This window comes from Serratia sp. TMDUHS_CL, assembly GCF_037137105.1.
Taxonomy (GTDB): Bacteria; Pseudomonadota; Gammaproteobacteria; order Enterobacterales; family Enterobacteriaceae; genus Serratia; species Serratia nevei.
The window spans coordinates 137,911-152,594 of sequence record NZ_JBBBDV010000005.1 but is presented as its reverse complement, the minus strand read 5'-3'; the positions used below and the strand labels follow the sequence as shown (position 1 = coordinate 152,594).

Sequence of the window (14,684 nt, the reverse complement as noted above, 5' to 3'; positions counted from 1 at the left end):
CATGAAACGTATTGCTATTACCGAGCGCCCGGACTGGCGTGAAAAAGCGACCGAGTTCGGGTTCCGTTTCCACACCATGTACGGCGAGCCCTACTGGTGTGAAGACGCCTATTACCAGTTCACGCTGGCGCAGATTGAAGAGATCGAAAGCGCCACCGCGGAGCTGCACCAGATGTGCCTGCAGGTGGTAGAAAAAGTGGTCGGCAGCGACGAGCTGATGGCCAAGTTCTGCATCCCGAAACACACCTGGGAGTTCGTGCGCAGCTCCTGGCGCACCCACCAGCCGTCGCTGTACTCGCGTCTCGATCTGGCCTACGACGGCGTCAACCCGCCGAAGCTGCTGGAAAACAACGCCGATACGCCAACCTCGCTGTATGAGGCGGCCTTCTTCCAGTGGCTGTGGCTGGAAGACCAGATCAACGCCGGCAAGCTGGATCCGGAGTCGGATCAGTACAACAGCCTGCAGGAGAAGCTGATCGAGCGTTTCGCCGAGCTGAAAGCACATCACGGCTTCGGCCTGTTGCACCTGGCCTGCTGCCAGGACAGCGAAGAAGATCGCGGCACGGTGCAATATCTGCAGGACTGCGCGCAGGAAGCCGGTCTGCCGACCGAGTTCCTGTTCATGGAAGAGATTGGCCTCGGCGAGAAAGGCCAGTTTACCGATCTGCAGGATCAGGTGATCGGCAACCTGTTCAAGCTCTACCCGTGGGAATTCATGCTGCGCGAGATGTTCTCCACCAAGCTCGAAGACGCCGGCGTGCGCTGGCTGGAGCCGGCCTGGAAGAGCATCATCTCCAACAAGGCGCTGCTGCCGCTGCTGTGGGAAATGTTCCCGAACCACCCGAATCTGTTGCCGGCTTATTTCGCGCAAGACGATCATCCGCCGATGGATCATTACGTCACCAAACCGCTGTTCTCACGCGAAGGCGCCAATATCCAGATCGTCGAAAACGGTCAGGAAGTGGCGCGCGTCGATGGGCCATACGGCGAAGAGGGCATGATCGTGCAGCAGTTCCATCCGCTGCCGAAGTTCGAAGACAGCTACACGTTGATCGGCAGCTGGCTGGTGAACGATCAACCTTGCGGCATCGGTCTGCGCGAAGATCGCGAACTGATCACGCAGGATCTGTCGCGCTTCTACCCGCACACCATTCTCGGCTGATCGCCCCGCCGAAGACAAAAACGCCAGTCTCTGACTGGCGTTTTTCTTTACCCCACCTGCACCGACAGCATGCTCAGCGCCCCCATTTCGATACCGTCGATCGGCACGCTGATGGCCTCTTTTCCATCCCAACCGCCAAGCACGTACAGCAACGGCAGATAGTGTTCCGGCGTCGGATTCGACAGCGCCGCCCCCTCATGGCGCATGAAATCCACCAGCGGATGGTTATCACCCCGATAACGCAGGTTATCCCGGACAAAGTTATTGAACGATTCCGCCCACGGGTAGGCGCTGGTATCGCCCTGCCATTTCACCATGCGCAGGTTGTGCACCACGTTGCCGCTGGCGACAATCATCACCCCCTCATCGCGCAGCGCAGCGAGTTTGCGGCCCAGTTCATAGTGATAGGCCGCCGGCTGCGTGCCGTCGACGCTGAGCTGCACCACCGGGATGTCGGCATTGGGATACATCTTGATCAAGACGCCCCAGGTGCCGTGATCCAGCCCCCACTCGCCCAGATCGGCCGTTACCGGCACCGGCGCCAGCATTTGCTGCAGCTGCGCAGCCAGCGCGGGAGAGCCCGGCGCCGGATAACGGGTATCGAACAGCGCCTGCGGGAACCCGCCGAAGTCGTGAATGGTTTTGGGTTTTTCCATCGCGGTAACCGCAGTGCCGCGGGTATACCAATGTGCGGAAACCGCCACGATCGCCTTCGGGCGCGGCAATGACTCACCCAACGCACGCCATGCCCGGGTGTAACGATTGTCTTCCAGCACGTTCATCGGGCTACCGTGGCCAAGAAACAGTGCAGGCATACGAGAGGTGTTCATAGGGAGATCCTTAGTTCAAATTGTGCTATGCCGCTACATTACGCGCTTTGCCGCACCAACACAGCCGGATAACCGTGATGAAGATATTCAATAAATTTGAATTAAAAACGGAGGAATGCGCCGGCAGACAGAAAGATAAAAAATTTATATATTTCAATAGATTAATAACAAACATGAATGTCATGGCATTACTGCCACACAGATCCAATTTGTGAACAATTTATGTATTTTTTGTTAACACAATCTATACACTCCTCCTCTGCCGACGGGTGCCGACAGCCCCGCCGCGCAATGGGAATTACGTCTCACCAAGGAGGAATTCATGTTCAGACTCACACTGGCAACCCGCCTGGCGCTTTCCATGTCCTTATTCGCCGGCTGGACGGCAACCGCCGGCACAGCGGACAACGCGCAGCTGACGCAGCGCGAAGACCCTTACTTCCTTCAGGCGCAAGCTCAGCTGCAACAGCGGCTGAAACAGACGCCAAACACCAACCGCGCCAAAAACGTCATTCTGGTGGTCGGCGACGGCATGGGGTTTTCCACCGTGACCGCCGCCCGCATTTTTGAAGGGCAGCAGCGCGGCGTGGACGGCGAATCCAACGTGCTGGCCTGGGAGGCCTTCCCCTATCTGGCGGCGGCCAAAACCTACTCCGCCGACGCCCAAATCACCGACTCCGCGCCCAGCGCTGTGGCGATGACTACCGGCGTCAAAACCATCAACGATCTGATGGGCCTCAACCATACGGCGACCCTCAACAATTGCGAGGACCAGCAAACCAAGGCCGTCACCACGCTGTGGGAGATGGCCGCAACGCTCGGCATGTCCACCGGCGCCGTGACGACCGCGACCATCACCCACGCCACGCCGGGCGCGACCTATGCCCATATCGCCAACCGCGATTGGGAATCCGACGCAAAAATGCCGGCAGCGGCCCTGGCCGCAGGCTGCCGCGACATCGCGCGCCAACTGGTGGAAATGAAGTACGGCAACGGCCTCAACGTGGCAATGGGCGGCGGGCGCGCCAACTTCCTGCCCGACAGCGTGAGCGATCCGGAATACCCCGGCAAGACAGGCGCCAGAAAGGATGGCCGCGATCTGACGCAGGCCTGGCTACAACGCTATGGCGAGCGAGGGCAATACGTATGGAATCAGGCGCAGTTCGACAAAATCGAGCCGGGTAAGATCGACCACCTGTTGGCCCTGTTTGAGCCGTCGCACATGAACTTCGAGCACGATCGGCGGCAAGACGCGGCGGGAGAACCTTCGCTGGCGGAAATGACCGGCAAGGCCATCGATATTCTGGCCAAGAATCCCGAGGGCTACCTGCTGTTGGTGGAGGGTGGACGCATCGATCACGGCAGCCATAGCGGTAACGCCTACCGCACGCTGAGCGACGCGGTCGCCCTGAACGAAGCGGTGAAAACCATCGTCAATAAAGTCGATCTGAACGACACGCTGGTGGTGGTGACCGGCGATCACAGCCACACACTCACCATCGCCGGCTATGCCAAGCGGGGTAATCCTATCCTCGGTATTTCCGTGGGGGTCAACGGCAAACCGCTGCTGGGCAGCGACGGCAAGCCTTACACCACCGTCGGCTTCGCCAATGGCCCCGGCGGCACGATCCCACTGGCCGAACGCCCGGCATTGACCATGGAGCAGGCCACCGCGCCCGACTTTATTCAGCCGGCGCTGGTCCCGCTGAAAAGCGAGACCCACGGCGGGGAAGATCTCGGCATCTACGCCATCGGCCCCTGGGCCCATCTGTTCCAGGGCACGGTGGAGGAGAACTACACCTTCCACGTGATGAATTACGCCAGCCGCATCGGCGAGCGCCTGTCAAAACGGTAGCCACAAAAAAAGCCGCGTTACGCGGCTTTTTTATCGTTGAAAGCGGCCGGCTATCAGCTGGCTTTTTTCTCGTGCGCCTGGCGGTAGGCCACCAGATCTTCGATGGTCAGCACCACCATGTCGTGCTGTTTGGCGAAGGCGATCACTTCCGGCGCGTGCGCCATGCTGCCATCGTCATTGGTCAGTTCACACAGCACGCCGGCAGGTTTGAAACCGGCCATGGAAACCAGATCGATGGTCGCTTCGGTGTGGCCGCGACGGCTCAGCACGCCGCCCGGCTGCGCGCGCAGCGGGAACACGTGGCCCGGACGGTTCAGGTCGCTCGGCTTGGCGCTGTCTGCCACCGCCGCACGGATGGTGGTCAGGCGATCGGAAGCGGAAACCCCGGTGGTCACGCCCTGCGCCGCTTCAATGGTCACGGTGAAGGCGGTCTGGAATTGGCTGGAGTTGTTGGTCACCATCATCGGCAGCTCAAGCTGCTGACGGCGTTCTTCGGTGATGCACAGGCACACGATACCGCTGCCGTGGCGAATGGTCAGCGCCATCTGCTCAACAGTCATGGTTTCCGCGGCGAAGATCATGTCACCTTCGTTTTCACGGTTTTCATCATCGAGCACCATTACGCCGCGCCCGTTGCGCAGTGCGTCAATCGCGCGTTCAACGCGTTCTGTCGGCGTGCCGAAGTCTGAAAGTAGCGTCTGATTCATGGTAAAAAACCTCATTAAAAATTATGGATTACCAGAACCAGGGCGATCTTGAGGAGTAGCTAGCAATAGCTAAAAAAATAACGCAAGCGGGCGCAAGCCCGGCAGATACCGTTACTCTCTCCCATCCGGACTATAACCGTCGGCCCCGGAATTACACCGGATCTGCTGACCTCTAACCGGCCCTGACAGGCTGGCTGAGCGCTCGCGGGCTTTCACCGTAGAAGGTGATTTACCGCCGGTGGGGACTTTCACCCCGCCCTGAGAATAAGCAGGATGACTATAACGCTAATGGGTAGGCAGGGCAATTGGCAAAAGCACAATTCGGCCACGCACGGCGAATGCGCTTAATGGTTTATCCGGCGGGCAACTCGCATTACACTAAGCGGCAGCTATTAAACTCTGAAAGGGATACGCCATGATTGACCCGAAAAAAATCGAACAAATCGCACGCCAGGTTCATGAGTCCATGCCTAAAGGCGTTCGTGAATTCGGGGAAGACGTTGAGAAAAAAATCCGTCAGGTCCTGCAGTCGCAACTGACCCGCCTGGATTTGGTTAACCGCGAAGAGTTCGACGTACAGACTCAGGTGCTGTTGCGCACCCGCGAGAAGCTGGCGCTGTTGGAACAGCGCATGGCCGAGCTGGAAAGCAAACTGAGCGCGGCACCGGCCGCCAAGCAGGAAGACGAATAAATTCCCGCCAAGGGCGCGCACCGCGCGCCCTTGTTCTTTAGGTCGCCCGGCGTTAGCCGCGCCCGTCTTTGATCGCTTTGATGATGTTGGTGGTCGACAGCCCGTCTTCAAAGTTCAGCACTTTGACATCGCCGCCGTTGGCCCACACTTCCGCACTGCCGGCAATCTCTTCCGGTTTGTAATCACCGCCTTTCACCAGCAGATCCGGCAGAATGTCGGCGATCAAGCGCTGCGGCGTATCCTCTTCGAACGGCACTACCCAATCCACCGCTTCCAGCGCGCCCAGCACGATCATGCGGTTCTCCAGCGCGTTGACCGGGCGTGTTTCCCCTTTCAGGCGCTTGGTCGAGGCGTCGCTGTTCACCGCCACGATCAGGCGATCGCCCAGCTTGCGGGCGTTGGCCAGATAAGAGACGTGGCCGGCATGCAGAATGTCGAAGATGCCGTTGGTCATCACCACTTTCTCGCCGCGCTGGCGCGCCTGCGCCACGGCGTGTTTCAACTGCGCTTCGGTCATCACGCCAAAGCCGGTTTCGGCCCGGCCGCGCACCGCGTTTTCCAGCTCGATGGGCGACACGGTGGAAGTACCGAGCTTGCCCACCACCACGCCGGCGGCGGCGTTGGCCAGGAAACAGGACTCTTCCAGCGAATTGCCGGCGGCCAGCGAGGCGGCCAGCACGCCGATCACAGTGTCGCCGGCGCCGGTCACATCAAACACTTCCTGCGCCTGGGTCGGCAGGTGCAGCGGCTCAACGCCCGGCTGCAGCAGCGTCATACCGTGTTCTGAACGGGTGACCAGCAGCGCCGACAGCTCGAAATCCGCCACCAGCTTCATGCCGCGTTCCACCAGTTCCGCCTCATCCTTGCAGTGGCCCACCACCGCTTCGAACTCGGACAGGTTCGGCGTCAGCAGCGTCGCGCCGCGATAGCGCTCGAAGTCAGAGCCTTTCGGATCGATCAGCACCGGTACCTTGGCGGCGCGCGCCAGTTGGATCATGCCCTGCACCTGGCTGAGTGCGCCCTTGGCGTAATCGGACAGCACCAGCGCGCCGATCTGCGGCAGCGCCTGCTGAATGCGCTCCAGCATCGGCTGCGGATCGACGTTGGAGAAGCCTTCTTCGAAGTCGAGACGGATCAGCTGCTGGTTGCGCGACAGCACGCGCAGCTTGGTGATGGTCGGATGGGTCGGCACCGAGACGAAGTCGCAGCGCACGTTGACTTCATTCAGCTTGGCGCTCAGCGCCCGCGCCGCATCGTCGATGCCGGTCAGGCCCACCAGACGGGAAGTGGCGCCCAGCGAAGCGATGTTCATCGCCACGTTAGCCGCGCCGCCGGGACGCTCTTCGATGGCATCGACCTTGACCACCGGCACCGGGGCTTCCGGTGAAATGCGGCTGGTCGGCCCGTACCAATAGCGATCCAACATGACGTCACCGACCACCAGCACACCGGCGCGGCGAAAATCAGGCAGCGTAACTTTCATCCGATAACTCCAAAAAAGTACAAAATTTTAGTGGCGCAGATATTACCACAGACCGCCGGAATACCCGCAAAAAGGTATTAATCCAGCCATTTGGCCCAGCTGGCGTGCACCTGCTCGCGCTCGGCGGCGAACAGCCCGCTGCCGACCTTGCCGGAATGCTCCTGCAGCGCCAGATGGTGGATCTCGTCGCGCATGGTGACATAGGCCTGGGTCAGCGCGCGCGCCTCCTCTTCCGGCATGATGTCGTAATTGGCCATCAGCTCGAAGATGCGCACGTTGTCCGACCAACGCGTCAGCCGCGGTTCACCCGGCGCATAGCGTAAGACCAGATATTGGGCGATAAATTCGATGTCGGTAATGCCGCCCTCATCGGTTTTGATATCAAACAGATCGCGCTGCTTGTTGCCGAGATGGTTGCGCATCTTTTCACGCATCTCGCGCACTCCGCGCTTCAGGATCTCCGCATCACGCGTTTTGCACAGGATCTCGCGCCGGATCGCATCGAACTGCTGATGCAGCGCCGGGTCGCCATGCACGATGCGCGCGCGCACCAGGGCCTGATGTTCCCAGGTCCAGGCTTCGTTTTGCTGGTAATCGGCGAACGCCTCGACGGTGCTGACCAGCATCCCCGCAGCGCCGGAAGGCCGCAGGCGCGCGTCCACCTCATACAGAATGCCGGAGGAGGTGCGGGTGCTGAACAGATGCATCACCCGCTGCGCCAGCCGCAGGTAGAACTGACGGCCGTCGATGCAGCGATCGCCGTCGGTCATCACCTCCGGCGGGCAATCCAGCAGGAATACCAGATCGAGATCGGAACTGTAACCCAGCTCCCAGCCGCCCAGCTTGCCGTAGCCGATCACCGCAAAGCCGCGCCCTTCGCGCTCCTGCAGGTGGGTCGGTTGGCCGTAGCGCGCCACCATGTCGCTCCAGGCCTGCTGCACCACCGCGTCGATGATCGCCTCCGCCAGATAAGTCAGGTGGTCGCTCACTTTCATCACCGGCAGCGCGCCGGCGATATCCGCCGCGGCGATGCGCAGCTGCTGCGCCTGCTTGAACTGGCGCAGCGCCTCCAGCTTTTGCTCTTCGTCGTCTTCCGGCACCCGCAGCAGGTACTGGCGCAGCTCGCTGCGGTAGGCGTCCAGCACCACCGGCTGATACAGCGTGGCCGGATCCAGCAGTTCGTCCAGCAACAGCGGGTAGCGCGACAGCTGGTTGGCAACCATCGGCGACGCGGCGCACAGGCGGATCAGATGGCTGAGCGCCGCGTGATACTCCACCAGCAGCTCGAGGTAGGTGGTGCGGGTGACGATGCTGAGCAGCAGCTGCGCCAGCCGCACCAGCGCGGTCGGCGCATCCTGGCGCGGGCACACCTCAGCCAGCAGACGCGGCATCAGTTGATCGAGCACGTCGCGGCCACGCGGGCCGATGGTGCGTTTGTCGACGTCGTGGCGGAAATCGGCGATGGTGCGCAGCATCTGTCGGCGCCCCTCTTCGTCCAGGTGCGGCGTCAGCGGCGCCAGCTCGTTTTCCTCCAGCGCGTCCTGCCACAGGCTGTGGTAGTGCTGATAGTCGGGATCTTCGCCGACATCCGGGCTATCGTCGCCGATCAGGTCATCGAACACCGCCCGCACCGCCTGCATGTGCAACTCCAGCGTCGCCATCAGCGCCGGCCAATCCGCCAGCCCCATGCCGTAGGCCAGCCGCGCCTGATCGAGCGCATCCTGCGGCAGCGTCTGGGTTTGCTGATCGCCGATCGCCTGCAGCAGATTCTCCAGCCGCCGCAGGAACAGGTAGGCGGCGCTCAGCGCCCGCACCTGCTCGGCCTCCAGCAGCCCCAGTTCACCCACCGCCTGCAGCGTCGGCAGCAGCGAACGCCCCTGCAGCGCCGGCTCGCGGCCGCCGCGGATCAGCTGGAATACCTGGGTGATGAATTCGATTTCGCGAATGCCGCCGGCACCCAGCTTGATGTTGTCCTTCAGGCCGCGACGCCGCACTTCACGGGCGATCATGCCCTTCATGTTGCGCAGCGACTGGATGACGCTGAAATCGATATAGCGGCGGAACACGAACGGCCGCAGCGTTTTGCGCAGCTCCTGGCTGTAGGCGTCTTCCGCGCCGCCCATCAGGCGCGCCTTCACCATCGCATAGCGCTCCCAGTCGCGCCCCTGCTCCTGATAGTAATCTTCCAGCGCCGCAAAGCTCATCACCAATGGGCCGCTGTCACCGAACGGCCGCAGCCGCATGTCGACGCGATAGACGAAGCCGTCAATAGTCTGCTGATCCAGCGCCTTGATCAGCCGCTGGCCAAGGCGGGTGAAGAACTGGGCATTGTCCAGCTCGCGCCGCCCGCCCTGAGTCTGGCCGTTTTCCGGGTAGGCGAAGATCAGATCGATATCCGACGAGAAATTCAGCTCGCCGCCGCCCAGCTTGCCCATGCCGAGGATCAGCAGCGGCTGCGGTTCACCGGCGGCGTTGCACGGCGTGCCCCACTCGCGGCAACAGGTTTGGTACAGCCAGTCGCGCGCGCTGACGATCAGCGTTTCCGCCAATCCGCTCAGCTGCAGCAGCGTTTCTTCGGTCGAACACAGCCCCTGAGCCTGCGCCCAGGCAATGCGCACCAGCGTTTCACGGCGAAACAGACGCAGCGTGCGCATCAGCTGCGCCTCATCGCGCACCTCTTCCAGCTCGTCCTGCAGCCAGGCGGCATAGTGTTGCCACTCGCCGGGCGCCGGTGGTTGTTCGCGCAGCGTCGCCAGCCAGGCCGGCTGGGCAAGCAGCGCGTCGCTGACGAAGTCGCTCGACGCCAGCACCCACTGCTCCTGTTCGCTAAAGGCGCTGTCCGCGCCGTGAACTTCCTGAAAACGCTGCACAACCTGCTGTGCCTGAGCCTGTAACGCGGCTGAAAGTGGCGACATAGTGTATGACCCGTTCTGCGGCCCACGGCTGGCGGGCCGGCTTGATTAACGAAGCGCGCCGTTTAACCAGAATGGCGCATGCGATAAGGCCTGTTTGCGGCTGGCTTCATACCAGCCCTGACGGCGCTCGCTCAGCGCCGCCTGCAGTTCGCGCCAGGCCTCGATATAAGGGCCGGTCTGCTCGTCGGGGTAGGCACCCGACAGCAGGACCAGCGCCGAAATCTGACGCGTCAGGCGCGGCAATTGTTCCTGATATTCATCTTCGTTCAGCGTACGGCTGAAGGCTTCTTTCAGCTCCGCACCGCTGCGCCCCAGCATGATGTCGCTGAAGCGTTTGAAAGAACCGTCCAGCTTGGCCTGCGCTTTGGCATCGATAAACGGCCGCCAGGCGCCGCTCACCAGCCATGATGTGAGCGCCAACTTACATTGCAGGTAGGTGGCGCTGTAGCACAGGGCCTCTGGTTGCGCGGCTTTGTCCGCCAACAGCGGCTCGAGCTCGGTCAGACGGGCGCGCAGATCGGCGCTGGCCTTGCGCGGCACCAAACCGCCGAAGATCACCAGCGCCTGGCGAATCGTTCCGATCGCCTCAATCACCGAAGCGCGCGCCTGCGCGTCGCCGCGCAGCCACAGCTCTTCGTGGTACTGCCAGTGGCCCAGCGCCAGCTCGAAGGCGGCGATCATCCCCTGTTCCACGGTCGCCTTCGCCGCCGGCTTCAACACCCGCAGCGGGCGCACCTCGCGCGGCGGATTGCCCTGCGCCAGGTGGTAACCGCGCGCCGCCTTGCTCAGGCTGCCCTGACGCAGCCCGCCGTGCGCCGCCAGCTCACCGGCCAACGCCAGCAGATCGGCGGTATTGCCGTTCAGCAGCTCCAGCTCTACCTCGCTCAGGGCTTCGCTGAGGTCACCGGCGCACACCTCGCCCTGGTCCAGACCAATCTCGATCTCGCTTTGGCCGTAAGTAACCACCCACTTCTCTCGCACGAAATCGGTACGGAACAGCGGCTGCAACGCCTGCTGCAGCGCCGTGATATCGCAATCCTGCGGCCAGATGTCGGCAGGGAACTGCGCCAACGCCAGCTGCGGCTCGGCGATAGCGACATTGTATTCCGGGCGCTGGTGCAGGCCGCCCACCACTTTACCGGCGGTTTTGATGGTCATCTCATAGCGATCGTCGAAACCGCGAATGCGCAGCCCCATGTCGTGACGGCGCAGGACGTTGTCGGCCGTTTCGAAGTAAATGTTGGTCAGCTTTTGCGGCGCGGAATGCTGATGCGGCCAGGCGGCGAGCCATTGTGGCAGAGCGGCCACCGCTTGCGGCGCGGCGATGAATTTCAGTTCAATTTCAACGGTCATAATTCTTTAACACCAATAAGTTACGCATTCGCGTCGGTTTCAGCGCGGCGCGTTCGGCCCGCCGTATGCTGCCCAATGACGCACAGTTGCCATTATCTTACCGCGATTCCCGGCGCCTTAACCCTGCTAACTGTAGAAAAAACCTGTTACGTTATAAAACGCTGCGCAACTCACAGAATCAGCCACAGTAAGATAGTTCTCATTCCGGTTTTGGCGTTGCGTCGTCAGACTGAACGCTCTACTATCGTTCCATAAATTCACCCAGAAACGATGAACTAATGCAGAAATTACGCCTGATTTGCCTTGCCGCGCTGAGCTTCAGCATCACTTGGGCCGCACATGCCGAAGATAAACGCTATATCTCCGATGAGTTAAGCACTTACGTCCATAGCGGCCCAGGTAATCAGTACCGTATTGTCGGCACTCTGAACGCCGGTGAAGAAGTCACCCTGCTGAGCGTCAACGACAGCACCAACTACGGCCAGATCCGCGATCCGAAAGGCCGCACCACCTGGATCCCGCTCGACCAGCTCAGCCAGACGCCAAGCCTGCGCACTCGCGTGCCCGAGCTGGAACAGCAGGTGAAAACCCTGACCGACAAGCTGGCCAACATCGACAACACCTGGAACCAGCGCACCTCGGAAATGCAGGAGAAAGTCGCGGGCAGCGACAGCACCATCAGCAGCCTGCAGAAGGAAAACCAGGATCTGAAAAACCAGCTGGTGGTCGCGCAGAAGAAGGTCAACGCCGTTAACCTGCAGCTCGACGACAAGCAGCGCACCATTATCCTGCAGTGGTTCATGTACGGCGGCGGCGTCGCCGGCGTCGGTTTGCTGCTGGGCCTGCTGTTGCCGCACCTGATCCCGCGCCGCAAGAACAACAACCGCTGGATGAACTGATCTCAGTATCGTTCAGTTTGAGTATGGGCGCCTGCGGGCGCCCTTTTCATTGGTGCCGACATCCCGCGGCCAATTCATGTAATCTGATAGACAGAGCCTTACACGATATTCAGGAGTCAACAGTGCAGATTTATCTGGTCGGCGGCGCCGTTCGCGACAGCCTGCTCAACATCCCGGTGGTCGATCATGATTGGGTGGTGGTGGGCGCTACGCCGGCGGAGCTGCTGGCATTGGGTTATCAGCAGGTCGGCAAAGATTTCCCGGTGTTCCTCAACCCCGATTCTCATGAGGAGTACGCGCTGGCGCGCACCGAGCGCAAATCCGGCCAGGGGTATACCGGTTTTACCTGCTATGCCGCGCCGGACGTGACGCTGGAAGAAGATCTGCTGCGGCGCGATCTGACCATCAACGCCATCGCCCGCTCCGCCGAAGGGGAACTGATTGATCCTTACGGCGGCGTGGCCGATCTGCAGGCGCGCGTGCTGCGCCACGTTTCCGACGCGTTCGGCGAAGATCCGCTGCGCGTGCTGCGCGTGGCCCGCTTCGCCGCTCGCTTCGCCCATCTGGGTTTTCACATCGCCGACGAAACGCTCGCGCTGATGCGCCAAATGGCGCACGGCGGTGAACTGGCTGCGCTGACCGCCGAACGTGTCTGGAAGGAAACCGAAAAGGCGCTGCAAAGCCAGAGCCCGCAGGTCTATTTTCAGGTGTTGCGCGACTGCGATGCGCTGGCAGTGCTGTTCCCGGAAATCGACGCGCTGTTCGGCGTACCGGCCCCCGCCAAGTGGCACCCGGAGATCGACACCGGCGTGCACACGCTGATGGCGCTGGCGATTGCCGCCCGCCTCACGCCGGAGGTGGACGTGCGCTTCGCCACCCTGTGCCATGATCTCGGCAAAGGATTGACGCCGAAAGAATTCTGGCCGCATCACCACGGCCACGGCCCGGCGGGCGTGCGGCTGGTCGAAGCCCTGTGCCAGCGGCTGCGGGTGCCCAACCCGGTGCGCGATCTGAGCAAGCTGGTGGCCGAGTACCATGACCTGATCCACACCGTGAACAAGCTGCGGCCGGAAACCCTGCTGAAGCTGTTCGACGCCATCGACGTCTGGCGCAAGCCCCAGAGGCTGGAGCAGATGATCCTGACCAGCGAAGCGGACGCGCGCGGCCGCACCGGCTTTGAGGAGAACCCTTATCCACAGGGTGACTATCTGCGCCAGGCGTATCAGGTGGCGAACGCGGTATCTATCAAAGAAGTGGTGGCCAGCGGGCTGCAGGGCACCGCGATCCGCGACGAGCTCAAACGCCGCCGCCAGCAGGCGCTGGCCGACTGGAAACTCAGCCAAACGATTATCAACGATCAGGCATAAAAAAACCCCGCAGAGCGGGGTTTTTTCTTGGCGTCGGGCTTACAGGAATACCATGTAAACCACGGCTGCCACGATAAAGCGGTAGATGGCGAACGGCACGAACGAGATGCGTTTGATCAGCGACAGGAAGGTCTTGATCGCAATCAGCGCCACCACGAAGGCCGTAATGAAACCGACGGCAAACATCGGCAGATCGCCCCAGGTCAGGAAGTGCAGGCTCTTGTACAGATCCAGGCCGCTGGCGCCAATCATCATCGGCACCGCCAGGATGAAGGAGAACTCGGACGCCGCATAGCGGTTCACGCCCACCAGCATACCGCCGGCGATAGTGGAACCCGAACGGGAGAAGCCCGGCCACAGCGCCAGGCACTGGAAGCAGCCGATCATGAACGCCTGGCGGTAGGTGATGTCATCCAGCCCTTCCGCGCTCGGTTTCTTCGGCTTCAGCCATTCCGCCGCCAGCAGCAGCAGGCCGCCGACCACCAACGCGTACATCACGTTTTTCGGCGCGAACAGCGACTTGATGAAATCATGGAAGGCCAGGCCCAGCACCACCGCCGGGATCATCGCCAGCAGGATGTGCCCCAGCTTCAGCTGGCCACTGGTTTTGCCCTCGTGCTCCACCGGCTTGCCGCCGAAATGGATGCCGATCAGGCCGAACAGCCGGCGCCAGAACATCACGACTACGGCCAGGATCGACCCCAGCTGGATAATGACTTCAAAGGTTTTGGCTTTGTCGCCGGTAAAGCCCAGCCACTCGCCGACGATGATCATATGCCCGGTGGAAGAAACCGGCAGAAATTCGGTTAATCCCTCGACAACCCCAAGAACAAACGCAATAAACAGTGAATGCATGTCTGCCATGTGCTTCGCTCACCCCATAAAATAACGGCTATCACATAAAAAAGCGGCAATGCTTAAAGACAATGCCGCTAAAACAATTCTCAGGATTAAGACCAGGTTAACGGTCTTTCGTTGCAAGCAGATGACATAAAATCATGCGGGACGAGTGCCGCGCTCAATGATCACGCCGACCCGACTGGCATGTGCTACAGCGCCCGGTTTGCTGACCTTAATACGGACCCAGGGGGAATTGAAGCGCTGAAGCAAAATTTCAGATATTTCCTCTGCCACTCGCTCCACCAGCGCAAAACGGTTCGACTCCACGTGCTGGATCACGGCGTCGCTGACGTCGGCATAGCTCAGACAGTCAGTTACGTCGTCGCTGGCGGCGGCCGGCCGGTTATCCCAGCCCATTTCGATATCGAACACCAGCTTCTGACGAATGCCCTGTTCCCACTCATAAACGCCAATGGTGGTAATTACGGTAAGCTCTTCAATAAATACGATATCCATCACGTCATTCTCTGTTTTTGGCCTTGCCGGATACCACTTCCAGCGGAATGTGCGTATTATCCATAG

At 61.0% G+C, this 14,684-nt stretch carries 12 protein-coding genes and 1 riboswitch; of the genes, 5 read left to right on the top strand and 7 right to left on the bottom strand.

Features of this window, described 5'->3' with window-relative positions:
• The first annotated feature begins 1 nt into the window (after window position 1).
• The gene (locus tag WCL58_RS12135; protein WP_087763609.1) at window positions 2-1,162 is read left to right on the top strand and encodes a glutathionylspermidine synthase family protein; all 1,161 of its coding nucleotides are present in this window, start codon (window positions 2-4) and stop codon (window positions 1,160-1,162) included.
• Between the two features lie 47 nt (window positions 1,163-1,209).
• Here the strand turns inward: WCL58_RS12135 and ygiD are convergent, their stop codons facing one another.
• Window positions 1,210-1,992, bottom strand: a complete 783-nt coding sequence (ygiD, locus tag WCL58_RS12130; protein WP_033636069.1) for a 4,5-DOPA dioxygenase extradiol — start codon at window positions 1,990-1,992, stop codon at window positions 1,210-1,212.
• Between the two features lie 322 nt (window positions 1,993-2,314).
• On the opposite strand from ygiD, the gene WCL58_RS12125 reads away from it, so the two are divergent.
• The gene (locus WCL58_RS12125; RefSeq protein WP_102985310.1) at window positions 2,315-3,847 is read left to right on the top strand and encodes an alkaline phosphatase; all 1,533 of its coding nucleotides are present in this window, start codon (window positions 2,315-2,317) and stop codon (window positions 3,845-3,847) included.
• 53 nt (window positions 3,848-3,900) lie between these two features.
• On the opposite strand, the gene ribB is transcribed toward WCL58_RS12125, so the two are convergent.
• On the bottom strand, window positions 3,901-4,554 hold the full coding sequence (gene ribB / locus WCL58_RS12120; protein WP_033636071.1) for a 3,4-dihydroxy-2-butanone-4-phosphate synthase: 654 nt from the start codon (window positions 4,552-4,554) through the stop codon (window positions 3,901-3,903).
• 109 nt (window positions 4,555-4,663) lie between these two features.
• Window positions 4,664-4,824: riboswitch (FMN riboswitch) on the bottom strand.
• A 145-nt stretch (window positions 4,825-4,969) separates the two neighbouring features.
• On the opposite strand from ribB, the gene ubiK reads away from it, so the two are divergent.
• On the top strand, window positions 4,970-5,245 hold the full coding sequence (ubiK, locus tag WCL58_RS12115; protein ID WP_004937216.1) for a ubiquinone biosynthesis accessory factor UbiK: 276 nt from the start codon (window positions 4,970-4,972) through the stop codon (window positions 5,243-5,245).
• Window positions 5,246-5,297: 52 nt separating this feature from the next.
• Here the strand turns inward: ubiK and hldE are convergent, their stop codons facing one another.
• The 3 genes from hldE to WCL58_RS12100 form a co-directional block, all read right to left on the bottom strand.
• The gene (gene hldE, locus WCL58_RS12110; protein WP_336851201.1) at window positions 5,298-6,728 is read right to left on the bottom strand and encodes a bifunctional D-glycero-beta-D-manno-heptose-7-phosphate kinase/D-glycero-beta-D-manno-heptose 1-phosphate adenylyltransferase HldE; all 1,431 of its coding nucleotides are present in this window, start codon (window positions 6,726-6,728) and stop codon (window positions 5,298-5,300) included.
• Window positions 6,729-6,805: 77 nt separating this feature from the next.
• Complete coding sequence (gene glnE / locus WCL58_RS12105; protein WP_336851199.1) at window positions 6,806-9,643, bottom strand: bifunctional [glutamate--ammonia ligase]-adenylyl-L-tyrosine phosphorylase/[glutamate--ammonia-ligase] adenylyltransferase; 2,838 nt, start codon at window positions 9,641-9,643, stop codon at window positions 6,806-6,808.
• 45 nt (window positions 9,644-9,688) lie between these two features.
• Complete coding sequence (locus tag WCL58_RS12100) at window positions 9,689-10,996, bottom strand: CYTH domain-containing protein (RefSeq protein ID WP_330113078.1); 1,308 nt, start codon at window positions 10,994-10,996, stop codon at window positions 9,689-9,691.
• A 278-nt stretch (window positions 10,997-11,274) separates the two neighbouring features.
• Between WCL58_RS12100 and WCL58_RS12095 the strand changes: the two genes are divergently transcribed.
• Together WCL58_RS12095 and WCL58_RS12090 are read left to right on the top strand one after the other, a co-directional pair.
• Entirely contained in the window at window positions 11,275-11,895 is a 621-nt protein-coding gene (locus tag WCL58_RS12095) for a TIGR04211 family SH3 domain-containing protein (protein WP_019453078.1), read from the top strand.
• A 122-nt stretch (window positions 11,896-12,017) separates the two neighbouring features.
• A complete protein-coding gene (locus WCL58_RS12090) occupies window positions 12,018-13,262 on the top strand; it encodes a multifunctional CCA addition/repair protein (RefSeq protein ID WP_060424743.1) in 1,245 nt (414 codons plus the stop codon).
• A gap of 39 nt (window positions 13,263-13,301) precedes the next feature.
• On the opposite strand, the gene bacA is transcribed toward WCL58_RS12090, so the two are convergent.
• Together bacA and folB are read right to left on the bottom strand one after the other, a co-directional pair.
• Complete coding sequence (bacA, locus tag WCL58_RS12085; RefSeq protein WP_025160107.1) at window positions 13,302-14,126, bottom strand: undecaprenyl-diphosphate phosphatase; 825 nt, start codon at window positions 14,124-14,126, stop codon at window positions 13,302-13,304.
• Window positions 14,127-14,258: 132 nt separating this feature from the next.
• Entirely contained in the window at window positions 14,259-14,618 is a 360-nt protein-coding gene (gene folB / locus WCL58_RS12080) for a bifunctional dihydroneopterin aldolase/7,8-dihydroneopterin epimerase (protein WP_019453081.1), read from the bottom strand.
• Window positions 14,619-14,684: the final 66 nt, after the last annotated feature.